The sequence below is a fragment of the Amycolatopsis rhabdoformis genome, assembly GCF_035918295.1.
Classification (GTDB): Bacteria; Actinomycetota; Actinomycetes; order Mycobacteriales; family Pseudonocardiaceae; genus Amycolatopsis; species Amycolatopsis rhabdoformis.
In genome coordinates, this window is the sequence record NZ_CP142149.1 from 413,068 (window position 1) to 430,867 (window position 17,800).

Sequence of the window (17,800 nt, forward strand, 5' to 3'; positions counted from 1 at the left end):
CGATGGCCGGGTCCCCGCACACCGACCTCGCCGCGTACGTGCTCGGCGTGCTCAGTGAAGCCGACAACACGCGGTTCGAGGAGCACCTGCTCGACTGCCCGCACTGCCAGCTCGACCTGGTCGAGCTGCACCAGCTGCCCGACGTGCTCGACCTGGTGAAGAAGACCTGGCCGGAGCCGCCGGTACCGGTTTCGCCCGGCCGCACCCTCGCGCCCGGCCCGCGCGTGCTGCGGGCCCTGATGGCCGAGGCGACGGTGAAGCGCAAGCGGCGCCGGCGCGCCGGGCTGGCGGCCGCGACGGCCGCCGCCGCGCTGGTGGTGGCGGGTCCGCTCGTCACGCTCGCCGTGCACCCGGCCGACGCCGCCGGTCCCGCGGTGAGCCTCGCCGCACCGACGTCCGTGCCGGCGCCGTCGTCCACGCCGTCCTCCTCGCTGTCCGCGCCCGGCGGCGGCACGTCGTCGGGTCAGGGCGCCTCGGCCGTGACCGCGCGCGTGACCGTGACGCCGCAGGAATGGGGCAGCTCCGTGGACCTCGAGCTGGGCGGCGTCGTGGGCCCGATGAACTGCCAGCTGCTGGCCATCTCCGCCACCGGGGACATCCGCACCGTCACGGGCTGGTCCGTGCCCGCGAAGGGCTACGGGATCCCGGGCTCGCCCGACCTGCTGCACGTGACCGGGGGCACCTCGCTGGCCGCCGACGAAATCACGCGGTTCGAGGTCCGGGCCGACGACGGCACGCTCCTCGTGGTCGTCGACCGCTGACCGTTCCGGCTGCGGAAATGTATTGTCCACTGTGGACTCGTCGGCCAAATTGCCGATCACGCCCGGATAACGCGGCGATTTCTTTTTGAACCGCTTGGGGTCCGTGGCCGTATTCCCCAGTGCCGGCACCGGATTCCCCCGCATCCGAGGTGCCGAGCGTCTCGACTTCCGGAGAGTTCATACCCGGGCCGCGGCCGTGTTTCGGCGCGCCCGGAGGAGCGAACGAGGTGAACACAGCACCATGACCAGGAACCATCCCCGGCACCGGCAGGCGAAACGCGCCACGATCGTGACCGGTGCGCTCGGCCTCGCCCTCGCGATCGGCGCGCTGGCCGTGAACGCGACGTCCGGCCAGCCCGGCCAGGCCGGCGCCGACCCGGCCGACAAGTCGTTCTTCCTGGACATCACCAAGGTCCCGAAGGGCGCCAACGTGAGCCGCACGCAGAACCGCGGCGCCCGTGGCACGTTCACCGTCGACTGTGGACGCAACGAGAACGGCCACTTCAACCCCGACAACTTCATCGCGCAGCCCGGTGTGCGCAACGGCGCCCAGCACCTGCACGACTACGTCGGCAACCTCTCCACCAACGCCGACTCGACCAACCGCAGCCTCGCCCGCGCCGGCACCACGTGCAAGAACGGCGACAAGTCCACCTACTACTGGCCGGTGGTCCGCATCGACACCGACGACGAGGCGGAGGAGCCGGCCGCCGCGCCGGCCGAGGGCGAGGACGTGGCCGCCGACCGCGCCGACGCGGCCAAGGACGCCGCCGCGCCGCAGGTCGAGTGCCCCGACGTGGTGAGCGAGCTGCCCGACGTGCCCGACGCGGCGATGGACGCGGTGAACACCGAGCTCGACGCCATGGACACGCAGGTGGACCAGGCCGACCAGCAGGTGGCGTCCGGTCAGGACTCGGCCGCGGTGCTGAGCTCGTTGAAGGGCAAGCGGTCCGCGTCGCTGAAGAAGATCTCCGACGCGATGACCGCGCAGGGTGCGAAGCCCGAGGACCCGGCCGCGCTGGAGACCTGCGCCGTGCAGGACGCGGACAGCGCCGGCCTCGACAACGGTGGCGCCAACAGCGATCCGGCCCAGGGCGAGAGCGCCGCGGAGCAGAAGCAGAAGCAGGACAACGGCGCCGCGGCCGCGCTGCCGGGCGTGAACGGCGAGAACGAGGTCGCCGGCAACGACGGCGAGATCCAGCGCGTGGTGTCCGCGACGCTGTCGTTCGGCAGCGGCGGTGCCCGCCGGGTCGTCGCGATGCCGCGCTTCCTGCGCGTGCTCTACGGCGACGCCAAGGAAGGTGCCAACGGCCCCGCGAACGCCCGCGCCAGCTGGACCTGCTCCGGCTTCGAAGACCGGCTGACCGACCACTACCCGATCTGCCCGGCCGGCAGCAAGGTGGAGCGCATCCACGCCTTCCCCAACTGCTGGGACGGCAAGAACATCGACAGCGCCAACCACCGCACGCACATCGTGTTCTCCGACGCGAACGGCAACTGCAAGCGCGGCTTCAGGGCCGTGCCGCAGCTGAAGATCACGCTGGCCTACAACATCCCGCACGACGTGCAGGTGAAGGGTCAGTACAAAGTGGACGCGTTCCCCGAGGAGAAGCACAACCCGCGCTCCGACCACGACGACTTCGCCAACGTGATGACACAGTCGCAGATGAACCGCGTGGTCTCGTGCATCAACACGGGCAAGCGCTGCAAGGAATGACCCCTGAACCCGGCGGCGGCCCGGGGCGGTGCCTCGCTCGGGCGCCGCTGGGACCCGGGCCGCCTCCGCCTCGCCCGGCGCCACGACCCGCTCGGGCGACACCCGTGGCGCCGGACGAGAACCGGTTCACCCCGACAGCCGAAGGAGTTCCGATGCGGATTTCGCCGAGCCACGCGGAGTTCACCGCCCGCCGCGGCCGCCGCCGCGTGGGCACCAGGGTTCTGCGTTTCGGCGCGGCAAAGCGGCGCGGTTCGGCGCCTGGCCCGGGTGCCGCGCGGGCACGAGCAGACTACGGAAAGACTCAGGAGCAGTCATGAATTTCCCATACCACGCCGAGGATTCCGACCGGGACGGCCGCGAGGATCCGGCGGGTTCGGCACACGACACCGCGGCCGAGTTGCCGTGGCGTGAGCGCGGCGGAAGGGCCGGTTCCGGGCGCTTCTCCGGCGTGTTGCCGGTGCCCCCGGCGTCCACCACGGAAACCGGCTGACCCTCCCCACAAGCTCCGGACCGGCGAGGTTCCCTCTCCTTCACCCACCCCCCACTCGCCGGGCCGGGTTCCCTGACCGGCTCGACGGCGCGCTTCCCTCCCACATCCCCCCGCGCGCCGCCGGGCCGGTCAGAGGTGTGTCCGCACCGGGGACCAGAAGTCGAGCGGCCGGTGGCCGGCGGCGAGGCCGTCGTCGTCGAGCAGGTGGCCCATGAGCTTCACCGCTCGCAACGTGACGGCGCGGTCCACGATCTCCAGCCACGGCAGCTTGGCCGCCAGCGAGCTCTCCAGCGCCAACGCGTCGTGCGGCGAAGCCAGCCACACCACCAGCATCAGGTTCGCCGAGCCGCTGATCGCCGCGCACATCCGCACCTCCGGCAGCATGGCCAGCGAGCGCGCGGTCGTCTCCAGCTTGTCGGGCGGCACGCGGAGCCAGAGCATCGCCGTGACGGGCGCGGGGGACAGCGGGCGCGCGATTTCGCAGCGCAGCCGCACCGCGCCGCGGGCGAGCAGTGCCTCGAGCCGGCGGCGGACGGTGCTCGCGCCGACCCCCAGCCGCAGCGCGAGCGAAGCGGCCGACGCACGGGCGTCCTCGCCGAGCGCCAGGATCAGCGCACGGTCGAGCTCGCCGAAGCGCAGTGGTCCGGACGTCCGCGCGGAAGGGGACACCAGCGCCTCGCGTTCGCCCGGCGAGATGGCGCGGACCCGCCACCGGCTGCCTTCGGTGAACAGCCGCGGCGACACCACCGTGCGGGTCGCCGTGACTCCCGGCAACGCCGAGAGCCGGTGCAGCACGTAGTCCGAGATCGCGCGCAGCGACGGCGCGACCAGGTGGATGTGCAGGTCGCAGTGGCCGGCCAGGTACTCGACCGTCGCCACGTGCGGATCGGTGGCCAGGTGGCGGGCGATCGCCAGGGCCGAACCGGGCGCGCAGTCGATCTCCACGAACGCCAGCGCCAGCTGCGCCACCAGCTCACCGCCCGGGTACGCGGTGAGCCACGCCTGCCCGCGCTCCACCAGCGTCTCCCAGCGCCGCGCGACGGTGACGGCGCCGATGCCCAGCGCCTGGCCCAGCACCGACCACGACGCGCGCGGCCGGGTCTGCAGCGCGTCGAGGAGTTTGAGGTCGCTCTCGCTCAACATGGCCGATCCTTCGTCACGGTGGCGTCGATTTGGCGGATTCCTGCGATCCGGCCGGCAGGAGCGTTCGACACTCGCATCATCTTCGGGCCAGCATATGTCGATGATCCAGCGAGGGAGACCCATGTCCTTGCGCTCCGACGCCGCAGCGCTCCGCCCTGACCTGGTGGCGCTCCGCCGTTCCCTGCACCGCACCCCCGAGATCGGCCTCGACCTGCCGCGCACGCAGGAAAAAGTGCTGCACGCCCTCGACGGCCTCGGCCTCGAGATCACGCTCGGCCGCGACCTGTCCTCGGTGACCGCGGTGCTGCGCGGCGGCGGCGGCCCCGGCGGCACCGTGCTGCTGCGCGGTGACATGGACGCGCTGCCCGTGACCGAAGCGTCGGGCGAGGACTTCTCCTCCGAGCTCGAAGGTGCGATGCACGCCTGCGGCCACGACCTGCACACGGCCGGGCTCGTCGGCGCCGCGCAGCTGCTCGTGTGCCGGCGTGAACAGCTGGCCGGCGACGTCGTGTTCATGTTCCAGCCCGGTGAGGAAGGCTGCGACGGCGCGAGCTACATGATCGACGAGGGTGTGCTCACCGCGTCCGGCCGTCAGGTCGACGCCGCCTACGGCCTGCACGTCTCTTCCTCTACGCACGCCCGGGGCCTGTTCACCTGCCGGCCTGGACCACTGATGGCCGCGTCCGACGCGGTGAAGGTGCGGGTGGTCGGTGCCGGTGGCCACGGGTCGGCGCCGGAGCTGGCGAACGACCCGATCCCGGCGGCGTGCGAGATGGTGTCGGCGCTGCAGACCCGGATGACCCGCGGTTTCGGCGCGTTCGAGCCGGCGGTGCTCACCGTCGGCAGCTTCCACGCGGGCACGCGCCGCAACGTGATCCCGGACGACGCCGTGTTCGAGGCGACCGTGCGCTCGTTCGACCCGGAGGTGCGCGAGCGCCTGCGCACGCAGGTCGTGCGCGTGTGCGAGGGCGTTGCCGCGGCGCACGGCGTGGACGTCGAGATCACCTACGACGCCGAGTACCCCGTGACCGTGAACCACGAGTCGGGCCACGAGTTCATCGCCGACACCGTGCGCGAGGTCTTCGGCGAGGAGCGGTTCCAGCTGCTGGCGCAGCCGATGACCGGGTCGGAGGACTTCTCGCGGGTGCTCGCGAAGGTGCCGGGGGCGTTCGTGTTCCTCGGCGCGTCGACCTCGGCGGACCCGACCACCGCGCCGGGCAACCACTCGCCGCGCGCGGCGTTCGACGACGCCGTGCTCGCCGACGGCGCGACCCTGCTCGCCGAGCTGGCGTGCCGACAGCTCGCCGTGCTGGCAGCGTGATCACATGCGCAGCTACCACCTGCCGCCGATCATCCCGGTGATCGCGCTGGTCCTCATGCCGTTCCTGCCGTTCGTCAACTCCACGGGGTTGTGGCTCGGCCTGCCGAAAATGCTGGTGTGGGGCGCGTTCTGGTGCCTCATGTTCACCCCGGCCCTGCTGCTGAGCGAGCGCCTGATGGCGCGCGCGGGGGCGGGTGACGACTGATGATCCTCACCTTCACCCTCGTCGGCATCGTGCTCATCGGCGTGCTCGGCTTCGTCGGCCGGCGCAAGCCCGCGGCCGACCTGAGCGAGTGGACCGTGGGCGGGCGCAAGTTCGGCGCGCTCACGATGTGGTTCCTGCAGGCCGGCGAGGTGTTCACCACCTTCACCTTCCTCGGCATGGCCGGGCTCGCGTTCTCCGGCGGCGTCGCGGCCATGTACGCGCTGCCGTACGTGCCGATCGCCTACGTGGTCCTGTTCTTCCTGGCCAAACGGCTGTGGCGGATGGGCAAGGAGCGCGGCTACCTCACGCAGGGCGATTTCCTGGAGGACCGCTTCTCCAGCAAGTTCCTCGGCACGCTCTCGGCCGTGCTCGGCGTGATCTTCGTGCTGCCGTACCTGCAGTTGCAGATCACCGGCCTCGGCCTGATCGTGCGGCTCGTGACCGGCGACGCGGCGTCGGGCAACCTGAGCATGGTGCTCGGCAGCGTGCTGATCGTGGCGTTCGTGCTGTGGGCCGGGCTGCGGGGTGTCGCGGCGACGTCGTACTTCAAGGACGCGATCATGCTGGTGGTCCTCGTGGTGCTGATCATCGCGGTGCCCGCGCACTTCGCCGGCGGCGTGTCCGGCGTGTTCCACAAGATCGAGCAGCTGCACCCGGAGAAGCTGTTCATCCACGCCGGCAGCAACGACCACACGTGGTTCATCACGAGCATGCTGGTGAGCGCGATCGGCGTCGGCCTGATGACGCTGCCGCACTCGTGGCCGGCGCTGATGGCCGCGCGCGACCCGAAGGTGCTGCGGCGCAACTACACGTGGATGCCGATCTACGAGCTGTGCCTGCTGCTGCCGATGATCATCGGGTTCGCCGCGATCCTCGTGGTGAACAAGACCAGCGACCCCAACGGCGTGCTGCTGACGCTGAGCAAGGACGCGCTGCCGGGCTGGGTCACCGGGCTCGTGGTCGTCGCGGCCACGGCCACGGCGATGGTGCCCGCCGCCGGCATCCTCATCGGCATCTCCTCGCTCGTGGCGCGCAACATCGCGCGGGTGCGCGGGGAGCGCAAGCAGTTCTGGATCAACCACGGCACGGTCGTGCTCGCGAGCGCCGTGGCGTTGGTGCTCGGCATCTTCCGGCCCGATCTGCTCGCGAACCTGCTGCTGCTCACGTATTCCGGCTCGGTGCAGCTCGCGCCGGCCAACCTGCTGGGCTTCCTCAAGAAGGTGCCGGTGGGCAAGGGGCCGGTGCTGGCCGGCCTGATCGCCGGCGAGATCGTGGTGATCTGGCTGACGTTCTTCGACCCGAAGTTCGCCGGCACCGTGAACGTCGGCCTGATCGGGCTCGCGGCCAACGTCGTGGTGCTCGCCCTGGCCACCGTGATCGAGCGGGCCGTGTCGCGGCCCGGTGTTCCCGTGAAGACAGGAGAACCGGTATGACCCGCACGGTGTTCAGCGGCGGCTCGGTGTTCGACGGCACGGGCAGTGCGCCCGCGCCGGCCGACGTGGTGGTGGAGGACGGCCGGATCGTCGAGGTCGGCACCGGCCTCGACGGCGACCGCTCGGTCGACTGCACCGGCGCGACGCTGCTGCCCGGCCTGTTCGACTGCCACGTGCACGTGACCGTGTCGGACCTCGGATTGCTGCCCCGCGTGCAGAAGCCGTTTTCCTACCAGTTCTACGAGGCGGCGCGGAACCTGTGGACCACGCTCAAGCTCGGCATCACGACCGTGCGCGACGCGGCCGGCGCCGACCTCGGCATCAAGCAGGCCGTGGCCGACGGCCTCATCCCCGGGCCGCGGCTGGAGATCGCCATCGGCCTGATCAGCCCCACCGGCGGCCACGGCGACGGCTGGATGCCGTCGGGCCACTGCCTGCCGCTCTCGCTGCCCCACCCCGGCCGCCCCGACGCCACGGCCGACGGCCCCGACGAGATGCGCCGCGTGGCCCGGACTTTACTGCGGGCCGGTGCGGACGTGCTGAAGGTCTGCACCACGGGCGGCGTCCTGTCCCCGCGCGACGACCCGCGGCATTCGCAGTTCACGCTCGAAGAGCTCGACGTGCTCGTCACGGAGGCCCAGATGCAGGGCCGCGCGGTGATGGCCCACGCGCAGGGGGCGGAGGGCATCAAGAACGCCGTGCGCGCCGGGATTCGCTCCATCGAGCACGGCATCTACCTCGACGACGAGGCCATCGAGCTCATGCTGGCCCGCGGCACCTGGCTCGTGCCGACCCTGGTGGCACCGGTGAACGTGATCCGCGCGGCGGCTGCGGGTGCTTCGCTGCCGGATGCCGTGGTGCAGAAGGCGAAGGAGGTCGCGGAGGTTCATGCGGATTCGGTGCGCCGGGCCGTTGCCGCGGGCGTGCGCATCGCGATGGGCACGGACAGCGGAGTCGGTCCCCACGGGACGAACCTGGAGGAGCTCGAGCTGATGCGGTCGTGCGGCATGAGCCCGGCGGACGTGCTGGTGGCTACCACGTCGTCGGCGGCCCGGTTGCTCGGGATGGACGGGCAGCTGGGGCGGTTGGAGCCGGGGTATCGCGCGGATGTCGTGGTGGTGGCGGGGGATCCGTATGACTTCGGTGGGTTGGCGGGGAACGTGCGGGAGGTGTGGCAGGACGGGGTTCGGGCGGTGTGACGGCCGTGGGGAGGTTGGTCCTGGGGGCGTCGGTAGGCCGGGTCAGGGGCTTGGCCGGGCCTGAACGGTGATTCGGGGTGCGAGCTAGAACGCGCCGAGGCCCACCGGCACGCCGAGCCCCGTCGGGCCGTCCCACCCCGGGCCGGCGGAGCAGACGACGGGCTTGAACTGCGCGCAGTCCGCGGCGCCGTGCTGGGCGTTGGAGCCGGAGGAGACGTCGGCGATCGTGCCGGAAGGGGCGCGGTACAAGGTGTTCGGACCGTCCACCTGGGACAGGTTCCCGGCCCGGGCGTAGAGGCCGGCGACGAACGGCGAGGCGGCGCTGGTGCCTCCGACGACGAGCCAGCCGGCTTTGCCGTTGTTCGGCGCGTAGGAGCGGTAGACGGCCACGCCGGTGAGCGGGTCGGCGACCGCGGACACGTCGGAGCCCGCGCGGTGGCCCGAACAGTTGGCGGCGATGGCGGCGGGCTGGCCCACCGCGGGCCCGAGGTCGAGCGCACAGCCGCTGCCGGCGCCGACCCAGCGCTGCTGCTGCTCGCCGTGCGGGGTGAAGAGACTGCCCCAGGCCTTCTGCACGAACGAACCGTCGGTTCCGCTCAGCGACGTGCCGCCCACGGACGTCACCCACGGCAGCTCCTGCGGCCACAGCTGCGGCCCGCCGAGATAGCCCTTGTCGCCCGACGCGGCCACCACGGCCATGCCCGGGTGGTGCAACGCCACGGCCGGCGCGCCCGTGCCGAGGTAGTCGCCCTGCAGCCCGGTGGGCACGCCGTAACTCATGCTGACGGCGCTCGACCGCAGGCTCGCCGCGTAGCTCACGGCCGTGCCGAAGTCGTCGGCGAGCTGGCCGGGCAGCTGCAGCAGCACGGCGTTGAGCAGGCGCCCGACGTCCATCGGGATCTGCACCATGGTGATGCGGCACATCGGGCACGCGGCGGAGGCGAGGTCGACGTCGAGCGCGGTCTCGGTGGCGTAGGCCTCCTCGATCTCGCCGAGCCCGTCGACGGGCTTGAGCGCGGGGCCGCCGTGGTAGTCGGTGATCTTGAGGCACCCGTTGGCCGTGGTGCACGCGGGCAGGCCGAACTGGCTGCGGTAGGTGGTGAGGTCGGCCTCCAGCGTCGGGTACGCGCCGATCCCGACGATCGTCACCATGCCCCGCTCGCCGACACTCGCGTCCGGCAGGTGGTAGGCCCGCGCGAGATCAGCGGGTGCGAACCCGGCCGGCGCGGGCGTGGTGAGGGGCTCGGCGGTGGTCTTGTCGCGGGTGACGACGTTCGCCAGGCAGCCGAGATCCACCTGATGCCCCTGCACGACGCCGGTGCACGAGTCCTCGACGCCGTGGTCCTGGCCCAGCGTCCCCGCGCGCACGGCCTGCGCGACCTGCGCCGTCGCCACGTCCGGCGGGGTGGCCGCGGCCGGCGCGGCCGGCGGAACGGCGACTATCACGGCCAGCACGAGCGCCCGACCCAGCTTCATGCCCAACTCCCCTTCGGCGGCGACCTTTTCAGGCCTACACCGCCTCACGGGGTGCGGCAGGGGCGGACGGGTCCTCGCACCCGCACGAGTGAACGGTCACCTGCCGAAGGTGACGGCAGCCCGCACCGCGGCGGGGACTTTCGCGCGCAGCTCGGGGTCGGGTGGCGCGCCGAGGGCGTCGTTGACGGTGGCGAAGGCCAGGCGCAGGGCGATCCAGGTGGTGGCTTCGAAGATTTCGCGGTCGTTCAGACCGGCGGTGCGCAGGGTGGCCACGTCGGTGGCGGTCGTGGCGTTCGGGTCGGCGAGTACGTTGCGGGCCCAGGCCGCGAGGGCCGATTCGCGGGCGGACAGCGGTGCCGGCTCGCCGCGCAGCACGGCTGCCGCGGTGGTGTCGTCGGTGAGGCCGGCCAGGCGTGCGCCCCAGGCGAGGGCGCAGTAGGAGTCGCCGCGGGTGGCGGCGGTGGTGGCCACCAGAACCGCCGCCTCGCGATCGGACAGGCTCGAGGAACCCATGAGCGTCGCGCGCAGTTCGGTGAACGCGGCGAGCACGTCGGGCCGCCAGGCCCACACGCGCGTGAGGTTGTTGACGTACCCGTCGGAGCCGAGGTCGTCGCCGTACACCGCGTCGACGGCCAGGTCCGGGGGAGGATCGGTGAGGAAGGAGTGTCTCATCGAGCCAGTGTGCGCGCGTCCGTCCCGGTGTGACAGTCCCACCAGTCCAGCACGCGCGTGGCGTGGAAGGTGAGCCACTTCGACGGTTCGCCCGCCGCGGCGTCGATTTCGAACCAGACCTCGCCGGGGTGGCGGCGCGATTGCAGCCAGGTGCCGTCGGGTCGGCGGGCGGTGCGGATGACGTCGATGGCGTCGGCCATTCGCGGGTCGGGGGTGGTGCCGTCGAACAGGGCGGCGGCGCGGAAGTAGTCGGCGGCGTTGAGGACGTCGTAGAACCAGCGGAAGGGGTAGCTGAAGTTCAGCGCCCACGGTGCGATCGGCTCGCCCGTCGACAAGCGGCGGTAGAGGTTGCGGGACAACAGGTATTCTTCGCCCGCGCGGCGAGCGGAGCGAACCGAGCCGACCGAGCCGCCGGACTTCCCGTAGTCCAGCAAAGCCTTCAGCGCGTTCAACGTCGAGTGCACGGACGACCGCTGCGCGCCCTCGACCCACTCGCAGTTCCACCCACCGTCGGCCAACCGGTGCTCCACGAACCACCGGGCGATCCCGTCGACATCGGCACCGAGCCACAAGCCGTTGGACAGCGTCCACGAGTTGATGCAGACGTCGACCTCACCGTCCCAGTACGGCAGGTTGTCGTATTCCCAACGACTGTTGCGCGCCAGCAACTCCGCCGTGCCGTCGAGCACCGACGCGTCGACGCCCCAGTCGCGCAGGGCGTTGAGGGACCACGTGGTCGCCGTCCAAGGCTGGCCGTCTTCCGGCGAGCCCTGGAACTCGCGCGGGAAGAACGCGCCGCCGGCCCACTGGCCGTCCGGGTCCTGCAGGGCGAGCAGCCGCGCGCCGAAGCCCTCCGTGGCGACGCGGGCGCGGGTCGCCTCCCAGACGTCGGGTGGCGCGCCCGCCAGGTCGCGTTCGACCTGCCAGCGCAGCGCCGGGTCGGAGTCGAGCAGCCACGCGAGCACCTCAGCCATGGGCCGACTCTAGGCGGCGATCACCCCGAAGTCAGCCCGTGGCGGTAGGCGTACCCGACAGCCTGCGCCCGGTCGCGCGCGCCGATCTTGCCGAGGATGCGGTTGATGTGGCTCTTCACCGTGGCATCGGCGACGAAGAGCCGCTGAGCGATCTCGGTGTTCGACAAGCCGTCGGCGATCAACGTCAGCACGTCCACCTCGCGCGGCGTCAAGCCGTCGGGCGCGGAGGACGAGGCCACCCGCGGCACACCGGACGCCAGCGCGTCCACGAGGTGGTGCTGCACCGCCGGATCGATCACCGCGGCACCCTGCGTCACCTGGCTCAGCGCGGCGCGGATGTCGTCGGCGCCGGAGTCCTTGGTGAGGTAGCCGCGGGCGCCGGCCTGCAGGGCGTCGAGCACGGAGCGGTCGTCGGCGTAGGTGGTCAGGGCGATCACCTGCACCGTGTGGTCGTGGGCGCGGATGCGGCGCGTGGCTTCGATGCCGTCGCAGCGGGGCATGCGCAGGTCCATCAGCACGACGTCCGGCGTCAGCCGCGCGGCCAGCTCGGCCGCCTGGTCGCCGTCGGCGGCGGTGCCCACGACCTCGACGCCCGGCAGCAGTCCGAGCAGCATCGAGAGGCCGTCGCGTACCACCCGCTGGTCGTCGGCCACCAGCACGCGGATCACGCCGGCGCCCACAGGCTCACGCGGAAGCCGGTGCCGGTGGGCGCGGCGTCGAGTCGGCCGCCGAGCAGTTCGGCGCGTTCGCGCATGCCGCTCACGCCATAGCCGCTGTCGCCGGGCGGCGCGGCCGGGCCGCCGCGATCTTCGACGGTGAGCATCGTGCCGTCCGGTTCGTAGGTCAGGCGCAGGTCCACGCGCTCGGCGGCGGCGTGTTTGCGCACGTTCGTGAGGGCTTCCTGCGCCACCCGGTACAGGGTGAGCCTCGTCTGCGCGGCCAGCTCCGGCGTGGGCCCGGAAACGCTGACCGCACACGGGATCCCGGTGTCGCGTTCGAACTCCGCCGCCAGCACCGGCAGCCGCTCCGGTCCCGGCAGGTCCTCACCGCGCAGCGCGCCGATCGCCTGGCGCGCCTCGGCGAGCCCGCTCTGCGCGAGCTGGTGGGCGCGCACCACGGTGTCGGTCAGCCGCGGGTCGGCTCCACTGTGGACGGACAGCAGCCGGGCGCCTTCGAGGTGCAGCAGCAGGCCGGACAGCGAATGCGCGAGCACGTCGTGCATCTCGCGCGCGAGCCGTTGCCGCTCGGCCAGCGCCGCGGCCTGGACCTGGGCCGCGCGGGTCTGCTCGAGCTCTTCCGTGCGTTCCTTGAGCCGGCGCGTGTAGAGGCTGAGGCGGTGGAACGCGAGCGTGCCGAGCGCGCTGAGCAGCGTGGGCACGACCTCGTGGCGCGCCCCCAGCAGGCTCGCGGCCACGAGCGCCACCACGACCACGCCCGTCACCACCGTGCCGACGCGCGTGCTCAGCCGGGCCGACGCCACGCTGGCCAGCAGGAACCCGCCGAAGAACCCGGCGCCGTTCGGTTCGAGCCACACCAGCGTGACCGAGCTGGCCAGCACCACGAGGAACGCCGCGGTCTCCAGCACCGCGGGCGCGCGCCGCCGCGGTTCGACGCGCAGCAGCACCACCCCGCCCAGCAGCGCGCCCAGCAGGCCGAGCAGCACGCCGAGCCCTGGCCCGTGCAACGCCGGGCGCGGCTCCGAGCGGGCCGCGAGCCACGTGAGCAGGACCAGGACGAGCAACGCCCCCGCGTGCCGCCAACGGTGCACGCTGCTGTTCACGGGTGGTTCGGACACCCCGCCGACGCTATCCGCGAGACGCGCTGAAGTCGTCAACCCCCGGGTGTAAGTCCGGCCGCCATACTGACCGCCATGACTTCGCCGACGCCGCCGACCGAACCGCCGCCGCGCTCGCCAATCGCGTCCGACAAGAGCGAGGAACGGCACGCTTCCTGGCTGGAGCTGTTCTTCGACCTGGTGGCCGTGGCCGGCGTCGCGCAGCTCGCGCACCTGGTGCACGGCAGCACCTCGTGGGCGGACGTCGGGCTGTACGTGGTGTGCTTCCTGGCCTTCTGGACGGCGTGGATGTGCTTCACCGTCTACGGCAACGTCGCGAAAGGCGCCGCCCGCACCCTGCCCGTGCTGTTGGCGATGGCGGGGCTCGCGTTCATGGCCGCGTCGGTCGAGGACATCCACGGCACGCACGCGAAGGTGTTCGCGGTCGCCTACGTCGCCGTGCGCGCCCTGGCCGACCGCGTGTGGGAGAGCCGGCGGGCCGGGGTGAAGGTGATCGTCGACTGGCCGGTGGCGCAGCTGGGCTTCGGGGTCTTCCCGTGGATCGCGTCGATCTGGGTCGAATCGCCGTGGCGCTACGGGCTGTGGGCGCTCGGGCTGGCGCTCGACCTGGTGATCACGTTCGCCGTTTCGGGCGATCGGCTGGTCGCCAACGTCACCGCGAAGCTCGCGCACCGTGACGGCCCGGTGCAGCGGCCGACTCTCGCGCGCCTCGACACGGTGCACTTCGGCGAACGGCTGGGCCTGTTCACGATCATCGTGCTCGGCGAAGGCGTGCTCGCGGTCATCGACGCGATGGCCTCGACCCCGGAGTGGCACGCGCGGCTGTTCTGGACCGTGATCGCTGCGCTGGGCCTGCTCGCAACGCTCTGGGGCACCTCGCTCAACCAGGGCTTCGGCGGCATCCCGTACCTGGCGGCCGACGCGCTCGGCCCCCGCCTGCTGCTGCCCCTGCACGCGCTGGTCGCTGGCTTGCTGGCCGCGTTCGCGGGTGGTCTCGGCGACGCCGTCGAGTCTGTGTCCGAAGGCCATCTCGAAGCGGGCACGCGCTGGCTGCTGTGCGGCATCGTCGCGGCGTTGGCGCTGATCGGGTCGCTGGCCGGGCTGGCGGCGGGCCGCGGGGTGCGGTGGGCCGTGACGACGGTGATCCCGGGCCTCGCGATCCCGGTGGCGCTCGGGCTGGCGGGCGAGCGGCTGGGTCCCGTGGTGATCCTGTGGCTGCTGATCGTGGCCGTCGGGGCGGGGCTGGTGCGCCGGCGGGGCGCGTCGGCGCAAAACCCGGCGTAAACCCCCGCGTGGACCCACGGGTGGAGAAGGATTTCCCACCCTGGCGCCGACGCGGGGGAGCCGTCGCGCAAGCCACGCTGAGCGGGTCGTCGAAAGGGAGGAACCCGCTCATGAAACCCGAACTGATGCGCCGCCTGCTGCCGAGCCTCGTGCTGAACATCGCGGTGCCACTGGTCGTGTACCTGATCCTGAACCCGGTCGTGGGCAGCGAAGTGGTGGCGCTCGCGATCTCCGCGGCCATCCCGCTGCTCGTGACGGTGGGCGAGTTCGCCGTCCGGCGGCGCCTGGACCCGATCGGGGTCGTGGCCGTGGTCGGCTTCGTGGTGATGCTCGCGCTGCTGGGCCTGACCGGCGGCAACGAGCTCGTGGTGAAACTCCAGGACGCCGTGCTCACCGGCCCGCTGGGCCTGGTCCTGATCGGCTCGGCGGCGATCGGGAAGCCGCTGCTGCTCGTGGTCCACCGCTTCGGCGGCGCGCGGCAGGGCAAGTCCGTGTCCCGGCGCGCGCTCACCGTGCTCACCGCGTTGATCGGCGGGGTGCTCGTGCTCCACGCGGCCGTGCTGCTGGCGTTGGCGGTTTCCCTGCCCACCACCACGTACCTGGCCGTCGGCAAGCCCATCGGCTGGGCCGTGATCGCCGCCGGCCTGATCGCGGCGTTCGTCTACCGCAACCGGGTGCGCGCGGCGTGAGGCTCAGGCCTGCGCGGTGCTGATCAGCTCGCGCAACGCGACCGCGAACTTCGGCACGTTGCGCTGGGGCGCCAGGTGCGCGCCGGGCACCTCGACGAACGGCAGGCCCAGCTCCAGCGCGAGGATCTTCGCCGGCTGGTAGTGGTACCGGCCGCGGCTGCCTTCGCCCGCGACGGGCACGATCTCGGTGCTCGCGCGGCGCAGGGCCCGCAGGTCGGGCAGGTAGTCGAAGAACTCGGCCAGCTCGCGGTCGAACAGGCGCTGCCAATCGGCCTCGTGCGGCAGCCGCAGGTTGGGCAGGTCGGGCAGCGCGGCTCCGGCGATACCGTCGGTGAAGCGCGTGAAGGCGCCCATCAGATCACCCGAACGGGCCAGCCGCACCTGGTCGTTCACGGCCTCGAGCCAGCCGGTGGCGTCGGGCATCAGCTGCACCGCGGGCGGTTCGTGCGCCACGAGCACCGACACCCGGTCGGGGTGGCGCGCGGCGAGGTCGAGGCCGATGAGCGCGCCGGCGCTGGTGCCGAACACGGGGATCGGGCCGGCGCCGACGTGGTCGAGCACCGCGAGCGTGTCGTCCGCGTGGCGCGAAACGGGCACCGGGCCCGAGGTGGTGTCGGTGCTGGCGAAGTGGCCGCGCCGGTCATAGGTGACCACGGTGTGGTCGGCCTGCAGGTTCTTGGCCAGCGCGCGCAGCGCGTCCGCGCCCCCGGTGCCCCCGGGGATGAGCAGCAGCATCGGGCCCTCGCCACCGGTGCGGACGGCGAGCTCGCCCTCCGCGACCGGGCAGCGGCTTTCCGAGATCATGCCTTGAAGTCAAGCACAACCGCCGTCGCCGAGGCGGCGCAGGATCGCCTCCGCGTCGGCCACGATCTCCTCGATCAGGCCCGCCACCGACGGCAGGTCGTGCAGCAGCCCGACGACCTGCCCCGACGCCAGCACCCCGGCCGCCGGATCGCCGTCGACGAGGCCCGCGCGCAGCAGCATCGGGGTGTTCGCGGCCATCAGCACCTGCGCCCGTGTGCGCCCGCCGCGGCGCGACCGCAGGCCTTCGCGGGCGAGCGCGGTCCAGGAAAGTCCGCTCAGCCGCCGGAAGCGCGCGGCGTTGCCCGCGGCCCGGACGAAGCCGGACAGCGGCCCGGACTTCTCCAGCGCGTCGACGAGCCCGGTGCGCAGCACGCGGTGGGGCAGGCCGTCGACCTTGCGGGTGACCAGGGTGCCGGTGAGGTCGTGGTCGAGGTAACGCTGCTTCACGCCGTCGGGCACGGTGCTTTCGCGCGTGAGCAGGAAGCGGGTGCCCATGGCGATCCCGGCCGCGCCGTAGGCGAGCGCGGCGGCCAGGCCGCGGCCGTCGAAGAAGCCGCCCGCGGCCACCACGGGAATGTCGACGGCGTCGAGCACCGCGGGCAGCAGCAACGTCGTGGCGACGCCGCCGGTGTGGCCGCCGCCTTCGCCGCCCTGCACCACCACGGCGTCGGCGCCCCATTCCGCGACCTTCTCCGCGTGCCGAGCGGCGCCCACCGAAGGGAGCACGACCACGCCGTGGTCCTTGAGCTTGGTGATCAGCTCCCGCCGCGGCGCCAGCGCGAACGACGCGACGCGCACGCCTTCGGTGATGAGCAGGTCGACCCGCCGGGCGGCGTCCTCGGCGTCGGCCCGCAGGTTCACGCCGAACGGGTTTTCCGTGCGGGCGCGGGTTTCCTTGAGGGCGGCGGCCAGCTCGTCGTAGGTCATCGTGGCCGAGGCGAGGATGCCGAGGCCGCCGGCTTCGGCCGTGGCGGACACGAGCCGCGGGCCGGCGACCCAGCCCATGCCGGTCTGCACCACGGGGTGGCGCACGCCGACGAGGTCGGTCAGGGCCGTCTTCACGGGACTTCCTGGCCACGCAGGGACTTCGGGTCGAGGACCTCGCGGATGAGCCGGTGCTCGGCGTCGGTGGGCGGCCGCGTCGGCTCGGTGATGGACGTGTCGAGGGGGAAGGAGGTGGCTGCTTCCACTTCTTCGACGGACACGCCGGGATGGGTCGAGAGCAGCCGGGGTGCGTGGTCCGGGCCGCCGAAGTCGAGCACGCCGAGGTTGGTCACCACGCGGTACACGTCGTGGTACGGCAGGGAATTCGCCGGTGCGTAGCCGACGCCGGACACCACGTCGACGCGGTCGACGAAGACCCGGCGGCTGTGGCGGGGCACCCAGTAGCTCGTGCGGTGGTTCACGGTGTTGCCGGGGCCGCCGCGTAGGCCGAGAAGCTGCTTCGTGGGCTTCGCGTGCGGGCCGATGGCGGAGATGTTCTGGTTGCCTTCGCGGTCGAGCTGGTTCGCGCCCATCACGACGTGCCGCTTTCCGTGCGGGACCACGGTGTCGAGGACTTTGCGGAACGGTTGCCAGCCTTCGATCACGCCGTCGCGGTCGACGAGGTGGGCTTCGCCGTCGGTGAGCAGCAGGTCGGGTGCGAAGGTCAGCCGGGCGAGTTTCGCGCCCAGGGCCGGGATGAACCCCATGGGGCTGGCGACGATTTCGCCGGCGCCGCGGAAGAGCTCGGCGCAGGCGATCACGGCGTAGTCGGCGCGGGTCACGTCGGTCATGCCGCCCGGTGTCTTGCGGGACACCCGCACCCGGTCAGCGGCACGAGCAGGCTGTCGCGATT

The 17,800-nt window shown here is 72.3% G+C and carries 18 protein-coding genes; 9 read left to right on the forward strand and 9 right to left on the reverse strand.

Annotation, left to right across the window (positions count from 1 at the left end; translation table 11 throughout):
* Window positions 1–2: 2 nt before the first annotated feature.
* The 3 genes from VSH64_RS01910 (at window position 3) to VSH64_RS01920 (ending at window position 2,968) form a co-directional block, all read left to right on the forward strand.
* Window positions 3–761, forward strand: coding sequence for an anti-sigma factor family protein (locus VSH64_RS01910; protein ID WP_326833706.1), 759 nt, complete (start codon window positions 3–5; stop codon window positions 759–761).
* 241 nt (window positions 762–1,002) lie between these two features.
* The gene (locus tag VSH64_RS01915) at window positions 1,003–2,478 is read left to right on the forward strand and encodes a DUF1996 domain-containing protein (RefSeq protein WP_326833707.1); all 1,476 of its coding nucleotides are present in this window, start codon (window positions 1,003–1,005) and stop codon (window positions 2,476–2,478) included.
* 313 nt (window positions 2,479–2,791) lie between these two features.
* On the forward strand, window positions 2,792–2,968 hold the full coding sequence (locus VSH64_RS01920) for a hypothetical protein (protein ID WP_326833708.1): 177 nt from the start codon (window positions 2,792–2,794) through the stop codon (window positions 2,966–2,968).
* 129 nt (window positions 2,969–3,097) lie between these two features.
* Here the strand turns inward: VSH64_RS01920 and VSH64_RS01925 are convergent, their stop codons facing one another.
* Window positions 3,098–4,111: an Lrp/AsnC family transcriptional regulator gene (locus tag VSH64_RS01925; RefSeq protein WP_326833709.1), complete on the reverse strand. Its 1,014-nt coding sequence runs from the start codon at window positions 4,109–4,111 to the stop codon at window positions 3,098–3,100.
* Window positions 4,112–4,232: 121 nt separating this feature from the next.
* On the opposite strand from VSH64_RS01925, the gene VSH64_RS01930 reads away from it, so the two are divergent.
* From VSH64_RS01930 to VSH64_RS01945, 4 genes are read left to right on the forward strand one after another with little or no spacing between them, the layout of a single operon-like run.
* Window positions 4,233–5,432, forward strand: coding sequence for a M20 metallopeptidase family protein (locus VSH64_RS01930; protein ID WP_326833710.1), 1,200 nt, complete (start codon window positions 4,233–4,235; stop codon window positions 5,430–5,432).
* A 4-nt stretch (window positions 5,433–5,436) separates the two neighbouring features.
* Complete coding sequence (locus VSH64_RS01935) at window positions 5,437–5,637, forward strand: hypothetical protein (RefSeq protein WP_326833711.1); 201 nt, start codon at window positions 5,437–5,439, stop codon at window positions 5,635–5,637.
* Window positions 5,637–7,070, forward strand: a complete 1,434-nt coding sequence (locus VSH64_RS01940; RefSeq protein WP_326833712.1) for a sodium:solute symporter family protein — start codon at window positions 5,637–5,639, stop codon at window positions 7,068–7,070. The genes VSH64_RS01935 and VSH64_RS01940 overlap by 1 nt, the downstream gene beginning before the upstream one ends.
* Window positions 7,067–8,269, forward strand: a complete 1,203-nt coding sequence (locus VSH64_RS01945; protein ID WP_326833713.1) for a metal-dependent hydrolase family protein — start codon at window positions 7,067–7,069, stop codon at window positions 8,267–8,269. Before VSH64_RS01940 ends, VSH64_RS01945 begins: the two co-directional genes overlap by 4 nt.
* Window positions 8,270–8,353: 84 nt before the next feature.
* On the opposite strand, the gene VSH64_RS01950 is transcribed toward VSH64_RS01945, so the two are convergent.
* The 5 genes from VSH64_RS01950 to VSH64_RS01970 all read right to left on the reverse strand — a co-directional run bounded on the left by VSH64_RS01950 (window position 8,354) and on the right by VSH64_RS01970 (window position 13,186).
* Entirely contained in the window at window positions 8,354–9,745 is a 1,392-nt protein-coding gene (locus VSH64_RS01950) for a S53 family peptidase (protein ID WP_326833714.1), read from the reverse strand.
* Window positions 9,746–9,841: 96 nt separating this feature from the next.
* The gene (locus VSH64_RS01955; RefSeq protein WP_326833715.1) at window positions 9,842–10,417 is read right to left on the reverse strand and encodes a carboxymuconolactone decarboxylase family protein; all 576 of its coding nucleotides are present in this window, start codon (window positions 10,415–10,417) and stop codon (window positions 9,842–9,844) included.
* Window positions 10,414–11,391, reverse strand: a complete 978-nt coding sequence (locus VSH64_RS01960) for a prenyltransferase/squalene oxidase repeat-containing protein (protein WP_326833716.1) — start codon at window positions 11,389–11,391, stop codon at window positions 10,414–10,416. Before VSH64_RS01960 ends, VSH64_RS01955 begins: the two co-directional genes overlap by 4 nt.
* A gap of 20 nt (window positions 11,392–11,411) precedes the next feature.
* Window positions 11,412–12,071 carry a response regulator transcription factor gene (locus tag VSH64_RS01965; protein ID WP_326833717.1) on the reverse strand — a complete coding sequence of 220 codons (660 nt, stop codon included), beginning with the start codon at window positions 12,069–12,071 and terminating at the stop codon, window positions 11,412–11,414.
* Entirely contained in the window at window positions 12,056–13,186 is a 1,131-nt protein-coding gene (locus VSH64_RS01970; protein ID WP_326833718.1) for a sensor histidine kinase, read from the reverse strand. The genes VSH64_RS01965 and VSH64_RS01970 overlap by 16 nt, the downstream gene beginning before the upstream one ends.
* A 75-nt stretch (window positions 13,187–13,261) precedes the next feature.
* Between VSH64_RS01970 and VSH64_RS01975 the strand changes: the two genes are divergently transcribed.
* Both VSH64_RS01975 and VSH64_RS01980 read left to right on the forward strand, forming a co-directional pair.
* Window positions 13,262–14,470, forward strand: a complete 1,209-nt coding sequence (locus VSH64_RS01975) for a low temperature requirement protein A (RefSeq protein WP_326833719.1) — start codon at window positions 13,262–13,264, stop codon at window positions 14,468–14,470.
* A gap of 110 nt (window positions 14,471–14,580) precedes the next feature.
* Window positions 14,581–15,159, forward strand: a complete 579-nt coding sequence (locus VSH64_RS01980; RefSeq protein WP_326833720.1) for a VC0807 family protein — start codon at window positions 14,581–14,583, stop codon at window positions 15,157–15,159.
* 3 nt (window positions 15,160–15,162) lie between these two features.
* On the opposite strand, the gene VSH64_RS01985 is transcribed toward VSH64_RS01980, so the two are convergent.
* From VSH64_RS01985 to VSH64_RS01995, 3 genes are read right to left on the reverse strand one after another with little or no spacing between them, the layout of a single operon-like run.
* Complete coding sequence (locus VSH64_RS01985; RefSeq protein ID WP_326833721.1) at window positions 15,163–15,963, reverse strand: alpha/beta fold hydrolase; 801 nt, start codon at window positions 15,961–15,963, stop codon at window positions 15,163–15,165.
* Between the two features lie 9 nt (window positions 15,964–15,972).
* Window positions 15,973–17,025 (reverse strand): NAD(P)H-dependent flavin oxidoreductase, encoded by a 1,053-nt coding sequence (locus VSH64_RS01990; RefSeq protein ID WP_326833722.1) that lies wholly within the window; start codon window positions 17,023–17,025, stop codon window positions 15,973–15,975.
* Entirely contained in the window at window positions 17,022–17,738 is a 717-nt protein-coding gene (locus VSH64_RS01995; RefSeq protein ID WP_326837878.1) for a CoA-transferase, read from the reverse strand. The genes VSH64_RS01990 and VSH64_RS01995 overlap by 4 nt, the downstream gene beginning before the upstream one ends.
* Window positions 17,739–17,800: the final 62 nt, after the last annotated feature.

Coding starts and splice junctions, on each gene's coding strand:
- VSH64_RS01910 (WP_326833706.1), top strand. CDS start 3: ATGGCCGGGTCCCCGCACACCGACCTCGCCGCGTACGTGCTCGGCGTG.
- VSH64_RS01915 (WP_326833707.1), top strand. CDS start 1,003: ATGACCAGGAACCATCCCCGGCACCGGCAGGCGAAACGCGCCACGATC.
- VSH64_RS01920 (WP_326833708.1), top strand. CDS start 2,792: ATGAATTTCCCATACCACGCCGAGGATTCCGACCGGGACGGCCGCGAG.
- VSH64_RS01925 (WP_326833709.1), bottom strand. CDS start 4,111: ATGTTGAGCGAGAGCGACCTCAAACTCCTCGACGCGCTGCAGACCCGG.
- VSH64_RS01930 (WP_326833710.1), top strand. CDS start 4,233: ATGTCCTTGCGCTCCGACGCCGCAGCGCTCCGCCCTGACCTGGTGGCG.
- VSH64_RS01935 (WP_326833711.1), top strand. CDS start 5,437: ATGCGCAGCTACCACCTGCCGCCGATCATCCCGGTGATCGCGCTGGTC.
- VSH64_RS01940 (WP_326833712.1), top strand. CDS start 5,637: ATGATCCTCACCTTCACCCTCGTCGGCATCGTGCTCATCGGCGTGCTC.
- VSH64_RS01945 (WP_326833713.1), top strand. CDS start 7,067: ATGACCCGCACGGTGTTCAGCGGCGGCTCGGTGTTCGACGGCACGGGC.
- VSH64_RS01950 (WP_326833714.1), bottom strand. CDS start 9,745: ATGAAGCTGGGTCGGGCGCTCGTGCTGGCCGTGATAGTCGCCGTTCCG.
- VSH64_RS01955 (WP_326833715.1), bottom strand. CDS start 10,417: ATGAGACACTCCTTCCTCACCGATCCTCCCCCGGACCTGGCCGTCGAC.
- VSH64_RS01960 (WP_326833716.1), bottom strand. CDS start 11,391: ATGGCTGAGGTGCTCGCGTGGCTGCTCGACTCCGACCCGGCGCTGCGC.
- VSH64_RS01975 (WP_326833719.1), top strand. CDS start 13,262: ATGACTTCGCCGACGCCGCCGACCGAACCGCCGCCGCGCTCGCCAATC.
- VSH64_RS01980 (WP_326833720.1), top strand. CDS start 14,581: ATGAAACCCGAACTGATGCGCCGCCTGCTGCCGAGCCTCGTGCTGAAC.
- VSH64_RS01985 (WP_326833721.1), bottom strand. CDS start 15,963: ATGATCTCGGAAAGCCGCTGCCCGGTCGCGGAGGGCGAGCTCGCCGTC.
- VSH64_RS01995 (WP_326837878.1), bottom strand. CDS start 17,738: ATGACCGACGTGACCCGCGCCGACTACGCCGTGATCGCCTGCGCCGAG.